Below are 16,598 nucleotides of genomic sequence, written 5' to 3'. Positions count from 1 at the left end.
CTCCACCCCGGCAAGTCTTCTCCATACTGCCCGTGTTGGGTCATTTCCAACATACAAGCGACTTCAGTCGCGATGAAGCCGTCATCGGGCTCAGCCATCGGGGATAAATCCCCGCCCCCACGATACTCCGGCGGGCCGGCCAGCCTGGATGACCACCTCCCGATTAGTCGGGTGGGGCTTCCCGTGAACAACCGGGTCGGTTTACACAGCCCGACTCTCCCATGACGTTGCCGGCCACGGGCGCTATAATCGGGCCCATTTTTCCTCACGCCTGCGATCGGTGGCGCGCCGCGACAAGCGAGGCCGCGCTCGGTCGACCCGGCACCGTCAGACAGAGCGCTCATGGACAAGACCTACCAACCCGAACAGATCGAAACCCGCTGGTACCAGCGCTGGGAAGCCGACAACCGCTTCGCGCCCTCGGGCGAGGGCCAGCCCTTCTCGATCATGATCCCGCCGCCCAACGTCACCGGCAGCCTGCACATGGGGCATGCCTTCCAGGACACCATCATGGACACCCTGGTGCGTTACCAGCGCATGAAGGGCCGCAACACCCTGTGGCAGGTGGGCACCGACCACGCCGGCATCGCCACCCAGATGCTGGTCGAGCGCAAGGTCGCCGCCGAGGAAGGCAAGAGCCGCCACGACCTGGGCCGCGAGGCGTTCACCGACAAGATCTGGGAATGGAAGCAGGAATCCGGCGGCCACATCACCCGCCAGCTGCGGCGCATGGGCGCCAGCGTCGACTGGTCGCGTGAGCGCTTCACCATGGACGACGGCTTCTACCAGGCGGTGCAGGAAGTCTTCGTGCGGCTGTTCGACGAGGGCCTGATCTACCGCGGCAAGCGGCTGGTCAACTGGGACCCCACGCTGCACACCGCGATCAGCGACCTCGAGGTCGAGAACAAGGAGCAGCAGGGCCAGTTCTGGCACTTCCGCTACCCGCTGGCCGATGGCGTCACCACCGAGGCGGGCCTCGATCATCTGGTGGTCGCCACCACCCGCCCGGAGACCCTGCTCGGCGATACCGGTGTGGCGGTCAACCCCGACGACCCGCGCTATGCCTCGCTGATCGGCAAGTTCATCGAGCTGCCGCTGGTCGGCCGGCGCATCCCCGTCGTCGCCGACGAGCACGCCGACATGGACAAGGGCTCGGGCTGCGTGAAGATCACCCCGGCCCACGACTTCAACGACTACGAGGTCGGCAAGCGCCAGGGGCTCGCGCTGATCAACGTCATGACCCCCGAGGCCACCATCCGCGAGCGCGCCGAGGCCTTCGACCTGCAGGGTCGTCCGCGTGACGACATCGACACCGCCCTGCCGGCCGCCTACGCCGGGCTCGATCGCTACGCCGCCCGCGAGCGCATCGTCGCCGACATGGAGGCCGCGGGGCTGCTCGAGAAGACCGAGACGATCACCAACACCCTGCCGTTTGGGGACCGCTCCGGCGACGTCATCGAACCGCTGCTCACCGACCAGTGGTTCGTCGCCGTGGAGACGCTCGCCAGGCCGGCCATCGAGGCGGTCGAGAACGGCGACATCCAGTTCGTGCCGAAGAACTACGAGAACATGTACTTCGCCTGGATGCGCGACCTGCAGGACTGGTGCATCTCCCGCCAGCTGTGGTGGGGCCACCGCATCCCGGCCTGGTACGACGCCGACGGCAACGTCTACGTGGCGCGCAGCGAGGCCGAGGCCCGCGACAAGTACGGCCTGGCCGCCGACGTGGCGCTGGCCCAGGACGAGGACGTGCTCGACACCTGGTTCAGTTCCGGGCTGTGGACCTTCGGCACCCTGGGCTGGCCGGAACCCACGCCCGAACTCGCCACCTTCCACCCCTCCAGCGTGCTGGTCACCGGCTTCGACATCATCTTCTTCTGGGTCGCGCGGATGATCATGATGACCCTGAAGTTCACCGGCGAGGTGCCCTTCAGGCAGGTCTACGTCCACGGTCTAGTGCGTGACGTCCAGGGCCAGAAGATGTCCAAGTCCAAGGGCAACGTGCTCGACCCCATCGACCTGATCGACGGCATCGACCTGGACAGCCTGGTGGCCAAGCGCACCGGCAACATGATGCAGCCGCAGAAGGCCAAGGCGATCGCCAAGGCCACCCAGGCCGAGTTCCCCGAGGGCATCGAGCCCCACGGCACCGACGCGCTGCGCTTCACCTTCCTGTCGCTGGCCACCACCGGGCGCGACGTCAAGTTCGACATGGGCCGCCTCGACGGCTTCCGCAACTTCTGCAACAAGCTGTGGAACGCCTCGCGCTACGTGCTGATGAACACCGAGGGCGAGGATGTGGGACTCGATGGCGAGGTCGAGCTGTCGCTGGCCGACCGCTGGATCGTCTCGCGGCTGCAGCGCACCGAGCGCGAGGTCACCCGCACGCTCGACGACTACCGCTTCGACCTGGCCTCCCAGGCGCTCTACGAGTTCGTCTGGAACGAGTACTGCGACTGGTACCTGGAGCTCTCCAAGCCGGTGCTGTGGGACGACAACGCCTCGCCGGCCGCCAAGCGCGGCACGCGACGCACCCTGGTGCGCGTGCTCGAGGCCATCCTGCGCCTGGCGCACCCGATGATGCCGTTCATCAGCGAGGAAATCTGGCAGCGCGTGGCGCCGCTGGCCGGCACGGCCGCCGAGGGCGCGTCGCTCATGACCCAGCCCTGGCCGCAGGCCGACGACGCCCGCCTCGACGAGACCGCCGAGCGCGATATCGAGTGGCTCAAGGGCGTGATCGTCGCGGTGCGCAACATCCGCGCCGAGATGAACCTGGCTCCCGGCAAGCCGCTCGACGTGCTGCTGACCAAGGGCGGCGACGCCGATCGCGAGCGGCTCGTGGCCAATCGTCGCTTCCTCGCCAAGCTGGCCAAGCTGGACAGCGCCGAATGGCTCGACGACCCGGCCCAGGCACCGCTCGCCGCCACCCAGCTGGTCGGCGACATGGAGGTGCTGGTGCCGATGGCCGGGCTGATCGACAAGGACGCCGAGCTCAAGCGCCTGGGCAAGGAGCTCGACAAGCAGGACAAGTTCATCGGCGGACTCGAGAAGAAGCTCGGCAACGAGAGCTTCGTCGCCAAGGCGCCCGCCGAGGTGGTCGAGAAGGAGCGCGCCAAGCTGGCCGAGGCCCAGGCCAGCCGCCAGGTGCTCGCCGAGCAGCGCGACAAGATCGCCGCCCTGTAGCCCCGACCCTGCCGGCCCGGCCGCCTCTGGCCGGGCCGGAGGCGCTCACGAGCGTGACGGTGCGAAGGCCAGCGGCATCTCCCGCATGGCCTCGCGGGGGGCGGGGGATTCGATGTCGTGGCCGCAGACCCGATTGCGCCCGCTGCGCTTGGCGGCATACAGCCGCTGGTCGGCCAGCGCCACCAGGGCATCGAGGTCGGCGGCTTCCCGCGGCACCGCCACGCCGATGCTCACCGTCAGGGACAGCGTGCCGTGGCTCTGCGTCTCGTAGGGCGTGTCGCTCACGCAGGCCCGCAGACGCCGGGCCACGCCCATCGCCTCCTCGCGATCCATGCCCTGCAGCACGGCGATGAACTCCTCGCCGCCGTAGCGGCCCAGCATGTCCTCGTCACGCAGATTGAGACGCAGGCACTCGACCACATGGCACAGCGCGCGGTCGCCGCACTTGTGGCCGTAGGTATCGTTGATGCGCTTGAAATGATCGATGTCCAGCATCAGCAGGGCAAAGGGCGCACCGTCGAACTGAGCACGCTCGACGGCCTTGAGGGCCGCACGCCGGTTGTAGACGCCGGTCAGGGCATCGTGATTGGCCTGACGCCGGTAGCTGACCTCGAGACGCTCGGTCACGCCCTCGAGCTGGCGCAGGATCACGCCGAACAGCACGCTCACCGTGGCCAGGTTCACCACCAGCACGGCATTCGCCACGCCGGGCGCCAGCATGCCCCCGGACGCGCCGTCACGCACCAGCTGCCAGGCGGTCAGCGTCAGCACCCCGGTGCTGACCAGCCACTTCAGGCGCTGGTCGAGGGCGCTGATGTAGGTGATCAGCAGGGTCAGGGCGAAATACAGCTCGAAGCCCCGGCCGCTGCCGTAGACCTGCAGGGCCGAGAGCATGTGGGCGGCCATCATCCCCAGCAGCAGCAGCACGGCACTGCTCATGTAGCCGCGCCGGTGGATCTCGCGGGCCACCAGCGTCACGGCCAGGCCGACCAGCGACACCGCCAGCAGCCGCCGGCTGCCCAGCAGCCAGAACAGCGGGATCAGGTCGACGACGTAGGTGATGATGGCGATCAGGTAGAGTCGCGACAGCGTATGGAAGTAGCGCTGTCGTTCGGGGGGCAGGGCACGCACCGGCAGCATGCGCGCCAGCCGAGCCTGCAAAGGACGGAAGATGCCTCGCATGGAAAGTCCCTTTCTCCTTCCACCGGCCTCGTGCCGGCGGCTGCTTCCTCGTGGCGACCGGGCCGTACGAGGAGCCTCATGGTCCGAATGCTCGATGTCGTCGTGGTGTCACGGACGTCCTTGCCCGGTGGCCCGCGACGACGCATCACGCCTGGCGATGCGACGAGTCTTCGGTTGCGATGTCGTTCTCTTGTGTCCGGATCAGATACGCCCTGCCACTTCGCCCGGCAGGACGCGCCGTCGAGGTACGGCACGCTCGACGGTCCTTAGGGTAGCCGCTCGGTCCCGGCTTTTGTAGGGGCTCGGGGGATTTTGTTCGCGCCGCCCGACGGCGTTGTCTCGTCGTGGAAAGCGTGGCTGGGCCCGGTGACCCAATCATGGAATAGTAGGACGTCACATCAGCCCACCACTCACGGCGAGGAACTCGATGCGCAACACCCTCCACAACGACGCCCTCGGCAAGCTGCTGCTGCGGCTCGGCCTCGGCGGCCTGATTCTCCTGCACGGAATCGCCAAGCTGCTGCACCCCGCCACGCTCAACTGGATCGGCGGGCTCGTCGCCGATCACGGCCTGCCCACCGTCCTGGCCTACGGCGTGCTGGTCGGCGAGGTGGTGGCGCCGCTGATGGCGATCCTCGGCTGGCAGACGCGCATCGCCGGTGTGCTGATGGCCGGCAACATGATCGTCGCCATCGCCCTGGTGCATACCGGGCAGCTGCTGAGCCTGAGCGATCAGGGCGGCTGGGCACTGGAACTGCAGGGGATGTACCTGATCGGCGCTCTCGCTTTGATCCTGCTGGGCAGCGGGCGGCTGGCCATTCGCCCGGACTGATCACACCCCCTGACGCGCCTGTGGTCACCCCAGCCGGCGCGCGGCATCGAGTGATTCCAGGCGTGCCGCCAGCAGGTCCGGAAAGCGCCGGTACCAGGTCTGGTTGAGCGGCGAGGGATGCGGCAGCGGATACAGCCGGAAGGTCGCCGCGTGGCCGTTCTCCAGCTGCAGGGGAGTGTCGTGATGGGTCTCGAAGCGGTCGTCGCGCTTCCAGAACGCGTCGAGCGCCTGGCGCGTCTCGCGGGACTGGTTGATGCCGAACCACAGGAAGGCCTCGCGGCCCAGGGTGATCAGTTCGCGTCCCTGCCAGTGATCCACCAGCACCGCGGCCATCAGCGGCTGGAAGCGGCGCTTGACCGCCATCGGCCAGGCCTTGTTGCCGAGCGGCTTGTAGGGCACGGTGTTGGCCCAGAAGGCCAGCCGGCCGACCTCGCGCGAGGCCTCGAAGTCCGGCAGTGCCGCACCGTGGATCGCCCGGTACAATCCCTCGCGGACCTTCTGCCCGCCGGCGCCGATGAACGGCTCGCCCCAGCGCACCTCCTGCTCCCCCGGGTCACGCCCGAAGAAACCGATCGGGGCCTCGCGCGGGCCAAGGCCGATGATCGGCTCGCACGGGTCGCGGTCGTACTTCTCGTAGACCGCGACATCGATGCCCTCCAGCCCCGTCGCCTCGCGGCGAAAGGCGGCGTGCAACGCGTCATCCAGCTGCATGCGCTCCTCCCCGATCCTGAACCAATACCCAGAGGGTGTTTGCAAATGTTACGAGCGACGGCCAGGCAAGGAAAAATCAGCCGAAATAGCGGACCGGGCTCGCGCACGAGTTTACGTGCCTGTAAATGAGCACTATTGACCGGGCTCGCGCGCGAGCGCGCGCGAGGCTGATTTCGACGCAGCATGGCCTAGCGCAGTAGTTTGCAAGCACCCTCTTTATTTACCAGCTGCCGGTATTCTCCATGGAAGCCCACGGCTCGCGCGGCGCCAGGGCCTCGCCCTTCTGCAGCAGCTCGATGGAGATGCCGTCCGGCGAGCGCACGAAGGCCATGTGGCCGTCGCGCGGCGGGCGGTTGATGGTCACGCCGTTGGCCTGGAGATGCTCGCACAGGGCGTAGATGTCCTCGACCCGATAGGCCAGATGGCCGAAGTTGCGGCCGCCGCTGTAGTCCTCGGGGTCCCAGTTCCAGGTCAGCTCGACCATTGCCGTGCCTTCCTCGCGCGCCCGCGCCTCGTCCTCGGGTGCCGCGAGGAAGACCAGCGTGAAGCGCCCCTTCTCGCTCTCCTTGCGGCTGATCTCCTTGAGTCCCAGCAGGTTGCAGTAGAAGTGCAGCGACGCCTCGAGGTCGCTGACCCGAACCATGGTGTGCAGATACTGCATGTTCACGTTCCTCCGTGGTGGGCTGCCGGGAACGGCTTTTCCCGGCGACGCGTTCTGGGGCATGATGCCCGATGACGGCCGCCGCGTCACACGGGCGGCCCGGGCACCTTCATTCGCGATGCGGAAACCGCCATGGCCGACTACTGTGACCTGGCCCCCGGCCACCCCTACCACGGGCCCTACCACGACCGGGAGTACGGCTTCCCGGTCACCGACGACGACACCCTGTTCGAACGCCTGATCCTGGAGATCAACCAGGCGGGGCTGTCGTGGTTGACGGTGCTCAAGAAACGCGAGGCCTTCCAGGCCGCCTTCGAGGGCTTCCGCGTCGCCCGGGTCGCCGCCTACGGCGACGCCGAGCGCGAACGCCTGCTCGGCGATGCGAGCATCATCCGCAACCGCCGCAAGGTCGACGCCGCGATCCACAACGCCGGCGTGGTGCAGGCCCTGCAGGCCGAGCACGGCAGCTTCAAGGCCTGGCTGGATGCCCATCACCCGCGGTCACTCGCCGAGTGGACCCGGCTGTTCAAGCGCACCTTCCGCTTCACCGGCCCGGAAATCGTCAACGAGTTCCTGATGAGCACCGGCTATCTGCCCGGCGCCCATCGCGAGGACTGCCCGGTTCACGCTCGCGCTCTCGCCCATCGCCCGCCCTGGGCCGCGGCCTGACACGGACGCCGACACACGCCGGTCATCCGGCCGATGTAGACTCATTCGACCGTGCCGTCGCCCCGGGCGGCTGCCACCTTTCAGGAATCGATCGCATGTCACAGCCCCTGACCCTGCACAACCGGCCCCGCCAGGTGATCGACGCCATCACCCGGGCCAACGCGGGCCTCGACGCCGCCGACCGCGAGGCCAAGTATGCCAAGCTGGCCGCCTCGCCCTACCGCTTCTTCCGCGGCACCAACCACCTCTACTGGGACGACGTGTGGCATGACTGGCGCGTCGCCCTGTTCGGCGGCACGCCCGAGACCCAGACCTGGCTGCAGGGCGACGCCCATGCCTACAACTTCGGCGCCTACGGCCACCACGACGACCGCGTGCGCTACGGCATGGACGACTTCGACGACGCCCTGATCGGCGATTACCAGTACGACGTCTGGCGCCTGGCGATCAGCGTGGTGCTCGACGCCCGGGAGAACGTGGGGCTGTCCGCCAAGGCCACGCGCAAGGCGGTCGCCACCCTGCTCACCCACTATCAGGCCGAGCTGGCCCGTCACCGCGAGGGCGAGATTCCCGAGGCCGTCAACCTCGATACCGCCAAGGGCGTGCTCAAGGGCTTTCTCGGCGATGTCGCCGCCAGGAACAGCCGGGCGCGCATGCTCGGCAAGTGGACCCGGCGCGACGGCGAGGGGCGTCGCTTCGCCGAACGCCCCAACAAGCTGGCCGGCCTGCCGGCGGACCAGGCCAGCCAGCTGCGCAAGGCGGTGGAGACGGAATACCCGCAGAGCCTGTCCGGCGGCGCCGCGAACCAGGGCGCCGCGCACTTTCGCGTCAAGGACCTGGCGCGCCGCCTCGACGCCGGCACCGGCTCGCTGGGGCTGGAACGCTATTACGTGCTGATCGAGGCCGACGAGGCCCACGGCCACGACGACGTGATCCTCGACATCAAGCAGCAGACACCGCCGGAGGGCTGGCGGCTGATGGACCGCGCCGAGAAGCGCGCCTGGCGCGCCGCCTTCCCGCACGAAGGCATTCGCCACGCCGCCGCCTTCCATGCCATCGCCGAGCATCCCGACCCGTACCTGGGCTGGCTGCATCTCGGCGAGACGGTGTTCTCGGTGCGCGAGCGCTCGCCGTTCAAGGCCGACTACCCGACCCACAAGATCGACGCCGGCAAGCCCTACCGCAAGCTGGTCCGCCAGTGGGGGCGGATCCTCGCCCGCGAGCACCTGCGCGGCTCACGCTCGCTCAATCCCGACGACCCGGGCCGTTTCGCCCGCCACGTCTGCCACCACCTGGAAGGCCGGCTGGACGCCTTCACCGACCTGGTCATCACCCTGGCGATGCGCTATGCCGACTGCGTCGCCCAGGACCACCGCACCTTCGTCGCATCACGCGCCGGAAACGACGATGCCGGGCGCTGAGGCCCGGCATCGCTGGCGATAGACGGCGCGCTGATTACAGGCGGTCAACCAGCGCATCGATCGCCTGGTGCGCCTCGCCCAGCGCACTCTCACGTGCCTCGTCGCCCATCGCCAGCCCCTCGGCATACACGAACTCGACGTCGCCGATGCCCATCAGCCCCAGCATGTGGGTGAGGTGCGGCGTCTGTGAGTCGAGCGGCGTGCCGGCATACTGACCGCCGCGGGCGGCGAGCACCAGGGCGCGCTTGCCCTCGACCAGCCCCTGCGGGCCATTCTCGGTGTAGCGGAAGGTGCGACCGGCGCGCAGCACGCGGTCGAACCAGGCCTTGAGCTGCGAGGGAATGCCCAGGTTGTACAGCGGCGCCGCCAGCACGATCACGTCATGCGCGAAGAACTCCTCGAGCAGCGTCTCGGAACGCGCGGCCAAGTCACGCTGGGTGGCATCGCGCTCGGCCGGCTCGATCATCCAGCTGCCCAGCTCGGCACCGTCCAGGTGGGGCAGCGCATCGCTCACCAGGTCACGCTCGGTGATGGTCACGCCGCCGCGACGCTCGGCCTGCGCCCTGAAGTGGGCCGCCAGGCCTCGTGACTGGCCGTTGTCGCCGAGAATCGAACTGTTGAGCAGCAGTACCTTGGTCGGTGTCGTCATGGGTCTGACCTCCTGATGAGTGGATCACGTCGCCCATGTTACTTGGCTTTTTTGCAATGAAAATCGCAAAAAACTCCGCCGACCATTCGATGAAATCGACGCATCAGCGTGTCCGCTCGATGCCCTGTCCGCAGCCCTGCAGGACGCGCTCGGGCGTCTCGATACGTACCCGCACCGGATAGGGCTTGCCGCTCATGGCGTCGAAGCAGGCTCGCGCCCGCAGGCGCACGGTGATCGGCTCGCCGTTGTCGTGGGCACGCAGCGTCACGCCGGCCTGCTCGCCGTTGTCGAGGCCGAGCAGCTGATAGCTCAGGGTGCGCGCCTGCTCGCCGTACTCGGTCACCAGATGCAGGCGGGCGGCACGGCGGTCCAGATCCAGCGTCCAGCCCGGCTCGTTGCCCACGGCGTGGAAGATCGAGTCGGGATGATCGGCCCGGGTCAGGGTGCGGCGATGCACGTCCTCATGGCACTCCAGGCGGCCGTTGTCGCTCTCCACCAGCGCCTTGTCGCCCTGATTCCAGAATGACAGGTCTCCCTTCACGTAGCGGGCGCCCGAGGCCACCACCGCCGGGTCGAGCCGGTAGTGGCCCTGGCCCGACCACAGCCGCAGATGATCCTCGGGGAACGCCGAGATCAGGTCCTGGGCCGGCGTGCAGCGCCAGGCGATGAAGGCATCGGCCCCGTCGGCGAAGAACGCCGAGGGCAGCAGCGGAGATGCGGGCGCGGCGCTCGGGTCGGCCGATGCCTCCCCGGAGGCCAGATCGGACACCGCCGGCGGCGGCGAGCCGGGCTGGTGGACGGCACAGCCGGCCAGCCCCAGCGGGCCACCGAGCATCAGAACAAGCAGCGAGGCAGGAATGAGGCGCATGATGACTCCCGTCGGATAAAAGCGATGCGATCGGGACCATCATATCAGTCATCGTGCCGGCGGCGCCGCCCGGCCCCACGCCGGCGACCGGGCGGCGCGTGCAGCCGGCCAGATTCAGCCGAAGCGCCGGCGCAGCTCGCCGGCGGCCTCGACCATCGCCGCGAGCGCCGGTTCGACCTCGGCCCAGCCGCGGGTCTTGAGGCCGCAGTCCGGGTTGACCCACAGCCGCTCGGCGGGGATCTTCTCGGCGGCCCTGGCCATCAGCGCCACCATCCAGTCCACCTCGGGAATGTTCGGCGAATGGATGTCGTAGACACCCGGGCCGATCTCGTTGGGGTAGGCGAAGTCCTGGAAGGCATCGAGCAGCTCCATGTCCGACCGCGAGGTCTCGATGGTGATCACGTCGGCATCCAGCGCGGCGATCGCGGCGATGATGTCGTTGAACTCCGAATAGCACATGTGGGTGTGGATCTGCGTGGCGTCGCGGGCCACCGCCGCGCTCAGCTGGAAGCAGTTCACCGCCCAGTCGAGATAGCCCTGCCAGCGGCTCTGGCGCAGCGGCAGCCCCTCGCGCAGCGCCGGCTCGTCGATCTGGATCACGCCGATGCCCGCGGCCTCGAGGTCGGCGACCTCGTCGCGCAGCGCCAGGGCGATCTGCCGGCAGGTGGTCTCGCGGGGCTGGTCGTCACGCACGAACGACCACTGCAGGATGGTCACCGGCCCGGTGAGCATGCCCTTCATCGGCCGGTCGGTCAGCGACTGGGCGTACTCGCTCCAGGCCACGGTCATCGGCCGCGGACGGCTGACGTCGCCGACGATCACCGGCGGCTTGACGCAGCGCGAGCCATAGCTCTGCACCCAGCCGAAATCGGTGAAGGCGAAGCCGTCGAGCCGCTCACCGAAGTACTCGACCATGTCGTTGCGCTCCGGCTCACCATGCACCAGCACGTCCAGACCCAGGGCTTCCTGGCGCTGGACGGCATGAGCGATCTCCTCGCGCATGCGTGCCTCGTAGGCCTCCTGACTCAGCTCGCCGCGCCTGGCGTCGCGCCGCGCGGCACGGATCGCGGCGGTCTGCGGGAAGGAACCGATGGTGGTGGTCGGGAACAGCGGCAGCTTGAGCCGGGCATGCTGCGCCCGGGCCCGCTCGGGATAGGGGCTGGCGCGGCGGGCATCCTCCGGGCGCAGCGCCGCGAGGCGCTCGGCGACGGCCGACCGATGGATGCGCGTCGAGCGGCGGCGGGCATCGAGCGCCGCGGTGGCAGCCTCGAGCGCGGCCCGGTCGGCGTCATCGCCTCGATTGTCGACCAGCCGCGCCAGGGTGGCCACCTCGTCGAGCTTCTGGCGGGCGAAGGCCAGCCAGCCCTTGAGCTCGGGGTCGAGGCGCGTCTCGCTGGCGAGATCCACCGGCACGTGCAGCAGCGAGCAGGACGGCGCCAGCCACAGCCGCTCGCCGAGGCGCATGCGCGCGGTGGCCAGGCGCTCGCGCAGCGCCGCCAGGTCGGCGCGCCAGATGTTGCGGCCGTCGATCGCCCCCACCGAGAGGATCTTGTAGGCCGGCAGGCGGTCGAGCACCCGTTCGAGCTGGTCCGGCGCCCGCACGCAGTCGATGTGCAGGGCATCGACCGGCAGCCCGGTGGCCAGGCCCAGGTTGTCGCCCAGATCATCGAAGTAGGTGGCCAGCAGCAGCCTGACCGGCGCCGACTGCAGCTTGTGGTAGGCCGTCTCGAACGCCTGCTGCCAGTCCCGCGGCAGGTCCTGGACCAGCGCCGGCTCATCGAGCTGCACCCATTCGACGCCCTGCTCGGCCAGCCGTGCGAGGATCTCGCCGTAGACGGTGACCAGCTCGTCGAGCCGCCCGAGGCGCTCGACGCCCGCCTCCCGGGTCTTGGCCAGCCACAGCCAGGTCAGCGGCCCCGTCAGCACCACCTTGACCGGATGGCCGGTGGCCAGCGCCTCGTCCACCTCGTCGAACAGCCGGGTGCCGGCGAGACGCAGCGACTGATCGCGATACAGCTCGGGGACCAGGTAGTGATAGTTGGTGTCGAAGTACTTGGTCATCTCGCAGGCCGCCGCCGGCGTGCCGGTCGGTGCCCGGCCGCGGGCCATGCGGAAGGCGGTATCGAGCGACACCGCCCCGCGTGCCACCTCGTCCTCGGCGCCGAAGCGCGGCGGCACCGCGCCGACCAGCACGGAGACGTCGAGCACCTGATCGTAGAAGGCGAAGTCGCCCACGGTGATGAAGTCCAGCCCGGCGTCGCGCTGCGCCTGCCAGTGGCGCGCGCGCAGCTCGCGGCCGGTGGCCTCGAGTGCGGCCGCGTCGATCTCGCCCTTCCAGTAGGCCTCGACGGCACGCTTGAGTTCGCGATGTGCCCCGATGCGGGGATATCCCAGGGTATGAGCCAGCGTCATGATTATTCCTTGCCGTCGTGAACCGGTAAAATGTGAACAGGTTTCGCCATTCGCGTTGACGGCAAGTCTCACTGGCCACGCAAGGTGAATCAAACTAAATTAACTAATCATCAACGTGAGTGGCTTTCATGTCATGCTCGAGCTTCGTCATCTCCGCACCCTGATTGCCCTGCGCGATGCCGGCTCGCTGGTCGAGGCCGCCGAGCGGGTCCACCTCACCCAGTCCGCCCTGTCGCACCAGATCAAGGACCTCGAGGAGCGCCTCGGCAATCCCTTGTTCCTGCGCAAGACACGCCCGGTGGCCTTCACCCGCAGCGGCGAACGCCTGCTGGCGCTGGCCGACCAGATCCTGCCCCAGGTGCGCATGGCCGAACGCGACCTGGCGCGCCTGGCCGGCGACGAACAGGGGCGGCTGCACATGGCCATCGAGTGCCACAGCTGCTTCCAGTGGCTGATGCCGACCATCGACCGCTTCCGCGATCACTGGCAGGAGGTCGAGGTCGACATTCCCAGCGGCCACAACTTCGACCCGCTGCCGGCACTCGCCCGGGAACAGCTCGACCTGGTGATCACCGCCGACCCGCAGCCGCTGGCCGGCGTGCACTACGAGCCGCTGTTCCGCTACGAGGGATTGCTGGCGGTGGCCAAGCAGCACCGCCTGGTGGACCGGCCCTACGTGACGCCGGCGGACCTGGCCGAGGAGACGCTGATCACCTACCCGGTGGAACATGCCCGGCTCGACGTCTTCACCCAGTTTCTCGACCCCGCCGGGCTGGCGCCGCGCGAGGTGCGCACCGCCGAGCTGACGATCATGATGATGCAGCTGGTGGCCAGCGGCCGCGGCGTCTGCGCCCTGCCCAACTGGGCGCTGACCGAGTATCTCGAGCGCGACTATGTGCGGGCGCTGCCGCTGGGCGAGCACGGCGTGTGGAGCACGCTGTTCGCGGCAATCCGCGAGGACACCCGCGAGCTGCCGTGGATGGAGGATTTCCTGCGCACCGCCCGCGAGACGTCATTCGCGGTGCTGTCGGGGATCAAGCCGGCTTAGGCTTGTCCTGAAAACCCGGGAATGTCGCGGGTCCATTCGAGAAGGGTCGTGTAGCCGCCCCCGGGCAGCTGCGGGCTGGGCTCCTCGGTGGTCAGCCTCAGGCGCCCGGTGTCGAACGATACGTCGCGGGTCAGGCGGGTGCCCTCCCAGAACGGCAGGCTGGCGATGTCGACGTCATGGTGCACCGCCTCCCCCTCCAGCGCCCAGTGCCCGCCATAGGCGAAGCCGCTCTGGAAGTGGGCGGCCAGGCTGGCCTCGCTGGTCGGATCGAGCGGTGGCCGCCGGCCGGCGGCCACCTGCACCGCCATGCGCGCCGGGCGGCCCGCGGCATCCACCAGATAGAGCAGCCGGCCCCGCGCCTCGCCCAGCGGGGCCAGTTCGCGCCCGTCGGCCCAGCGGTGGACGAAGCGTGCCAGCCGCCAGGCACCCGCCAGCTCAGCGACACTCACGGTCTTCTCAGGGGACATGGGATTTCCTCGGATCAGGTGACGGGGCCCTTGCGCACGACCTGGGTGGTGACCGGCAACAGCAGGCTGAAGCGGGCGCCGCCCAGCCTCGGACTGTCGTCGACCACCACGCTGCCGCCGTGCCAGAGCATGATCTTCTGGACGATCGACAGGCCCAGGCCGTAGCCGCCGGAGCGCCGCGTGCGGCTGTCGTCGAGCCGGGCGAACGGCTTGAAGACCTCCATGCGATGCCCTTCCGGCACCCCGGGACCGTCGTCCTCGACATCCAGGCGCACGGCCCGGGCATCCTGGGAGAGGTGAATCAGCACCCGGCCCTCGGCATGCCGACAGGCGTTGGCCACCAGGTTCTGCAGCGCCCGCTGCAGGTAGCGCGGCTCGGCGACCACCTCGACCTCCGCGCCCGGCGCCACCGACAGCCGGATCCGCGGATGCAGCGGCGCCAGGGCCTCGACGACCCGTTCGGCCATCGCCCGGCAGTCGACGCTGTCGGTTTCCAGGCGCACGCCGCTGGCGTTGTCGCTGCCCAGCCGGGCGTAGGTGAGGATCTCGTCGATGAGCTGGTCGAGTTCCTCGATATCGTTGTCGATGCCCTCGAGCTGGCGGCGCACCGCCTCCTGCTCGGTCATGTCGTCGACCATCTGCACGGCGAAGCGGATCCGCGCCACCGGCGTGCGCAGCTCGTGGGAAACCGCCCGGATCATCTCCTGCTGGGCGCGGATCAGCGACTGCACCTGCGCCGCCATACCGTTGAAGGCCATGCCCAGCCGGCCCATGAAATCGCTGCTGTCGACCTTGACGCGGGTGTCCAGGTAGCCGCCGGCGATGCGCGTCGCCGCCTTCTCGAGCCGCGCCATGCGCGCCTCGACGCCACGCACGATCAGGTAGATGGCGCCGGCCAGCAGCATCAGCGAGATCAGCACCAGTCCCAGGGTCAGGGTCAGCGGCATGGTGTCGAAGGCATGCACCGGCCCCACCTGCAGCCAGCGCGTGCCGGTGCCCTCGTCGCCCAGCGAGAGAAGCCGGGCATGGGCCGACAGGCTGCGCTCGACGGGCTCCAGGCGCAGCACCACCTCGCCGCCGCGCAGCCGCTCGGCCTGGCGCTCGTCGAGATCCTCGGGCGGGTCGGGGCTCAGGGTGATGGGCAGCGACTGCTTGTCGACCAGCGCCTGCAGGCGCCGGTCGGGGTCGGGCACCGACTCGAGCCAGCCGCGCAGGCTGTCGACCAGCCCGCGCATCTGCTGCTCGGTCAACTGCTCGAACATCGCCTCGAGGATCACGGCTTCACCGGGCACCTGCCGCCACAGGTGCCAGGTCCCGTGGCCGTCCCTCTCGACCAGCGGGCGCCCCTCCTGCAGCCGGGCACGCTGGAAGTAATTGATGTCGAGGGTATCCGACCCATGCAGGATCAGGGCGATGTTGAGGCGCTCGCTCTGGCGCTCGAGCCAGGCGGGGCGTTCAAGGGGCGCGACCTCGCCGACCAGGGTCGAGAGCAGCACCATGGGTGCACTGGCCAGGCGCTCGCGATAGTGCTCGCGACGCACCTGGTCGACCACCAGATAGCCCAGCATCGCCAGGCCGAAGGTCAGCACCAGCGCCAGCAGCAGCGCGGCGTAGACCCGCAGGAAGGTGCTGTCGGCCAGCATCCGGCGCATGGCGATCAGGCATCCCTGACGAACAGATAACCCTTGCTGCGCACGGTCTTGATGCGATGCGGCTGGTTGGGATCGTCACCGATCTTGGGCCGGATTCGCGACACGCGCACGTCGATCGAACGGTCCTGGCCGTCGTACTTGATGCCGCGCAGCGAGGAGAAGATTTCCTCGCGGGTCAGCACCCGGCCGGCGTTGTCGGCCAGCAGCCAGAGCAGGTCGAACTCGGCGCTGGTCAGGTCGATGCGCTCGCCTTCCAGCCAGGCCTCGCGGGTGGCGCTGTCGATCACCAGATTGTCGAAGGTCAGGCGGACCGCGCCGCTGGCGCTCTCCATCGGCTCGCTGCGCCGCATCAGCGCCCGCATGCGGGCCAGCAGCACGCGCGGCTGCACCGGCTTGGGCACATAGTCGTCGGCGCCCATCTCCAGACCCAGCACCTGATCCATGTCGTCGGTACGCGCGGTCAGCATCAGAATCGGGCCGGCGTACTGCGGGCGCACCCGCCGGCAGATGGACAGGCCGTCCTCGCCGGGGAGCATCAGGTCGAGGATCACGATATCCGGTTCCAGCTCGACGATGCGCTCGACGGCATGGGTGCCATCCGCCTCGAGCGTCACGCGAAAGCCATTGGCCTCGAGGTACTCCCGAGTCAGGTTCGCCAGGCGCTCATCGTCCTCGATGATCAGTACATGATCCTTGTGTTTGCTGTCCAAGCTGTCATCCATCCTGTTGACTGGGGCGGCCTGCCGCCGCCGACGATCGGTTCCCATCGGCCCCTGCAACCGCTTCCGTGATGCTACACCCTGCAACACGGGGTTACGAGACGGCCCTCCTCAACCCTAGCGA

At 68.8% G+C, this 16,598-nt stretch carries 14 protein-coding genes; 5 read left to right on the top strand and 9 right to left on the bottom strand.

Going from position 1 to position 16,598, the window contains the following annotated elements; all coding sequences use genetic code 11:
- Window positions 1-342 precede the first annotated feature (342 nt).
- Entirely contained in the window at window positions 343-3,183 is a 2,841-nt protein-coding gene (locus tag G7A98_RS14250; RefSeq protein WP_163650340.1) for a valine--tRNA ligase, read from the top strand.
- Between the two features lie 45 nt (window positions 3,184-3,228).
- On the opposite strand, the gene G7A98_RS14245 is transcribed toward G7A98_RS14250, so the two are convergent.
- Window positions 3,229-4,365, bottom strand: coding sequence for a GGDEF domain-containing protein (locus G7A98_RS14245; protein WP_163650339.1), 1,137 nt, complete (start codon window positions 4,363-4,365; stop codon window positions 3,229-3,231).
- Between the two features lie 427 nt (window positions 4,366-4,792).
- Between G7A98_RS14245 and G7A98_RS14240 the strand changes: the two genes are divergently transcribed.
- A complete protein-coding gene (locus tag G7A98_RS14240; RefSeq protein ID WP_163650338.1) occupies window positions 4,793-5,197 on the top strand; it encodes a DoxX family protein in 405 nt (134 codons plus the stop codon).
- 24 nt (window positions 5,198-5,221) lie between these two features.
- Here the strand turns inward: G7A98_RS14240 and G7A98_RS14235 are convergent, their stop codons facing one another.
- Window positions 5,222-5,908, bottom strand: a complete 687-nt coding sequence (locus G7A98_RS14235; protein WP_163650337.1) for a uracil-DNA glycosylase family protein — start codon at window positions 5,906-5,908, stop codon at window positions 5,222-5,224.
- Between the two features lie 220 nt (window positions 5,909-6,128).
- Window positions 6,129-6,569 (bottom strand): lactoylglutathione lyase, encoded by a 441-nt coding sequence (gene gloA / locus G7A98_RS14230; protein ID WP_163650336.1) that lies wholly within the window; start codon window positions 6,567-6,569, stop codon window positions 6,129-6,131.
- Window positions 6,570-6,701: 132 nt separating this feature from the next.
- On the opposite strand from gloA, the gene G7A98_RS14225 reads away from it, so the two are divergent.
- Both G7A98_RS14225 and G7A98_RS14220 read left to right on the top strand, forming a co-directional pair.
- Complete coding sequence (locus G7A98_RS14225) at window positions 6,702-7,238, top strand: DNA-3-methyladenine glycosylase I (protein ID WP_163650335.1); 537 nt, start codon at window positions 6,702-6,704, stop codon at window positions 7,236-7,238.
- 95 nt (window positions 7,239-7,333) lie between these two features.
- A complete protein-coding gene (locus tag G7A98_RS14220; protein ID WP_163650334.1) occupies window positions 7,334-8,659 on the top strand; it encodes a DUF2252 family protein in 1,326 nt (441 codons plus the stop codon).
- Between the two features lie 34 nt (window positions 8,660-8,693).
- Here G7A98_RS14220 and G7A98_RS14215 read toward each other — a convergent pair whose 3' ends face one another.
- The 3 genes from G7A98_RS14215 to metE form a co-directional block, all read right to left on the bottom strand.
- Entirely contained in the window at window positions 8,694-9,308 is a 615-nt protein-coding gene (locus G7A98_RS14215; protein ID WP_163650333.1) for an NAD(P)H-dependent oxidoreductase, read from the bottom strand.
- 103 nt (window positions 9,309-9,411) lie between these two features.
- Complete coding sequence (locus tag G7A98_RS14210; RefSeq protein WP_240464759.1) at window positions 9,412-10,176, bottom strand: MliC family protein; 765 nt, start codon at window positions 10,174-10,176, stop codon at window positions 9,412-9,414.
- Between the two features lie 114 nt (window positions 10,177-10,290).
- Entirely contained in the window at window positions 10,291-12,588 is a 2,298-nt protein-coding gene (gene metE, locus G7A98_RS14205) for a 5-methyltetrahydropteroyltriglutamate--homocysteine S-methyltransferase (protein ID WP_163650332.1), read from the bottom strand.
- Between the two features lie 133 nt (window positions 12,589-12,721).
- On the opposite strand from metE, the gene G7A98_RS14200 reads away from it, so the two are divergent.
- A complete protein-coding gene (locus G7A98_RS14200) occupies window positions 12,722-13,636 on the top strand; it encodes a LysR family transcriptional regulator (protein ID WP_163650331.1) in 915 nt (304 codons plus the stop codon).
- On the opposite strand, the gene G7A98_RS14195 is transcribed toward G7A98_RS14200, so the two are convergent.
- The 3 genes from G7A98_RS14195 to G7A98_RS14185 are packed head-to-tail and all read right to left on the bottom strand — an operon-like array spanning window position 13,633 to window position 16,477.
- Window positions 13,633-14,103 (bottom strand): lipocalin-like domain-containing protein, encoded by a 471-nt coding sequence (locus G7A98_RS14195; protein WP_163650330.1) that lies wholly within the window; start codon window positions 14,101-14,103, stop codon window positions 13,633-13,635. The two genes, G7A98_RS14200 and G7A98_RS14195, sit on opposite strands and share 4 nt — an antisense overlap.
- A gap of 14 nt (window positions 14,104-14,117) precedes the next feature.
- On the bottom strand, window positions 14,118-15,755 hold the full coding sequence (locus G7A98_RS14190) for an ATP-binding protein (protein ID WP_163650329.1): 1,638 nt from the start codon (window positions 15,753-15,755) through the stop codon (window positions 14,118-14,120).
- Between the two features lie 5 nt (window positions 15,756-15,760).
- Complete coding sequence (locus G7A98_RS14185; protein ID WP_163650328.1) at window positions 15,761-16,477, bottom strand: response regulator; 717 nt, start codon at window positions 16,475-16,477, stop codon at window positions 15,761-15,763.
- Between the last annotated feature and the right edge of the window lie 121 nt (window positions 16,478-16,598).

The organism is Modicisalibacter sp. 'Wilcox' (genome assembly GCF_010993675.1).
GTDB lineage: Bacteria > Pseudomonadota > Gammaproteobacteria > Pseudomonadales > Halomonadaceae > Modicisalibacter > Modicisalibacter tunisiensis.
This window is presented reverse-complemented; position numbering and strand designations above follow the sequence as displayed.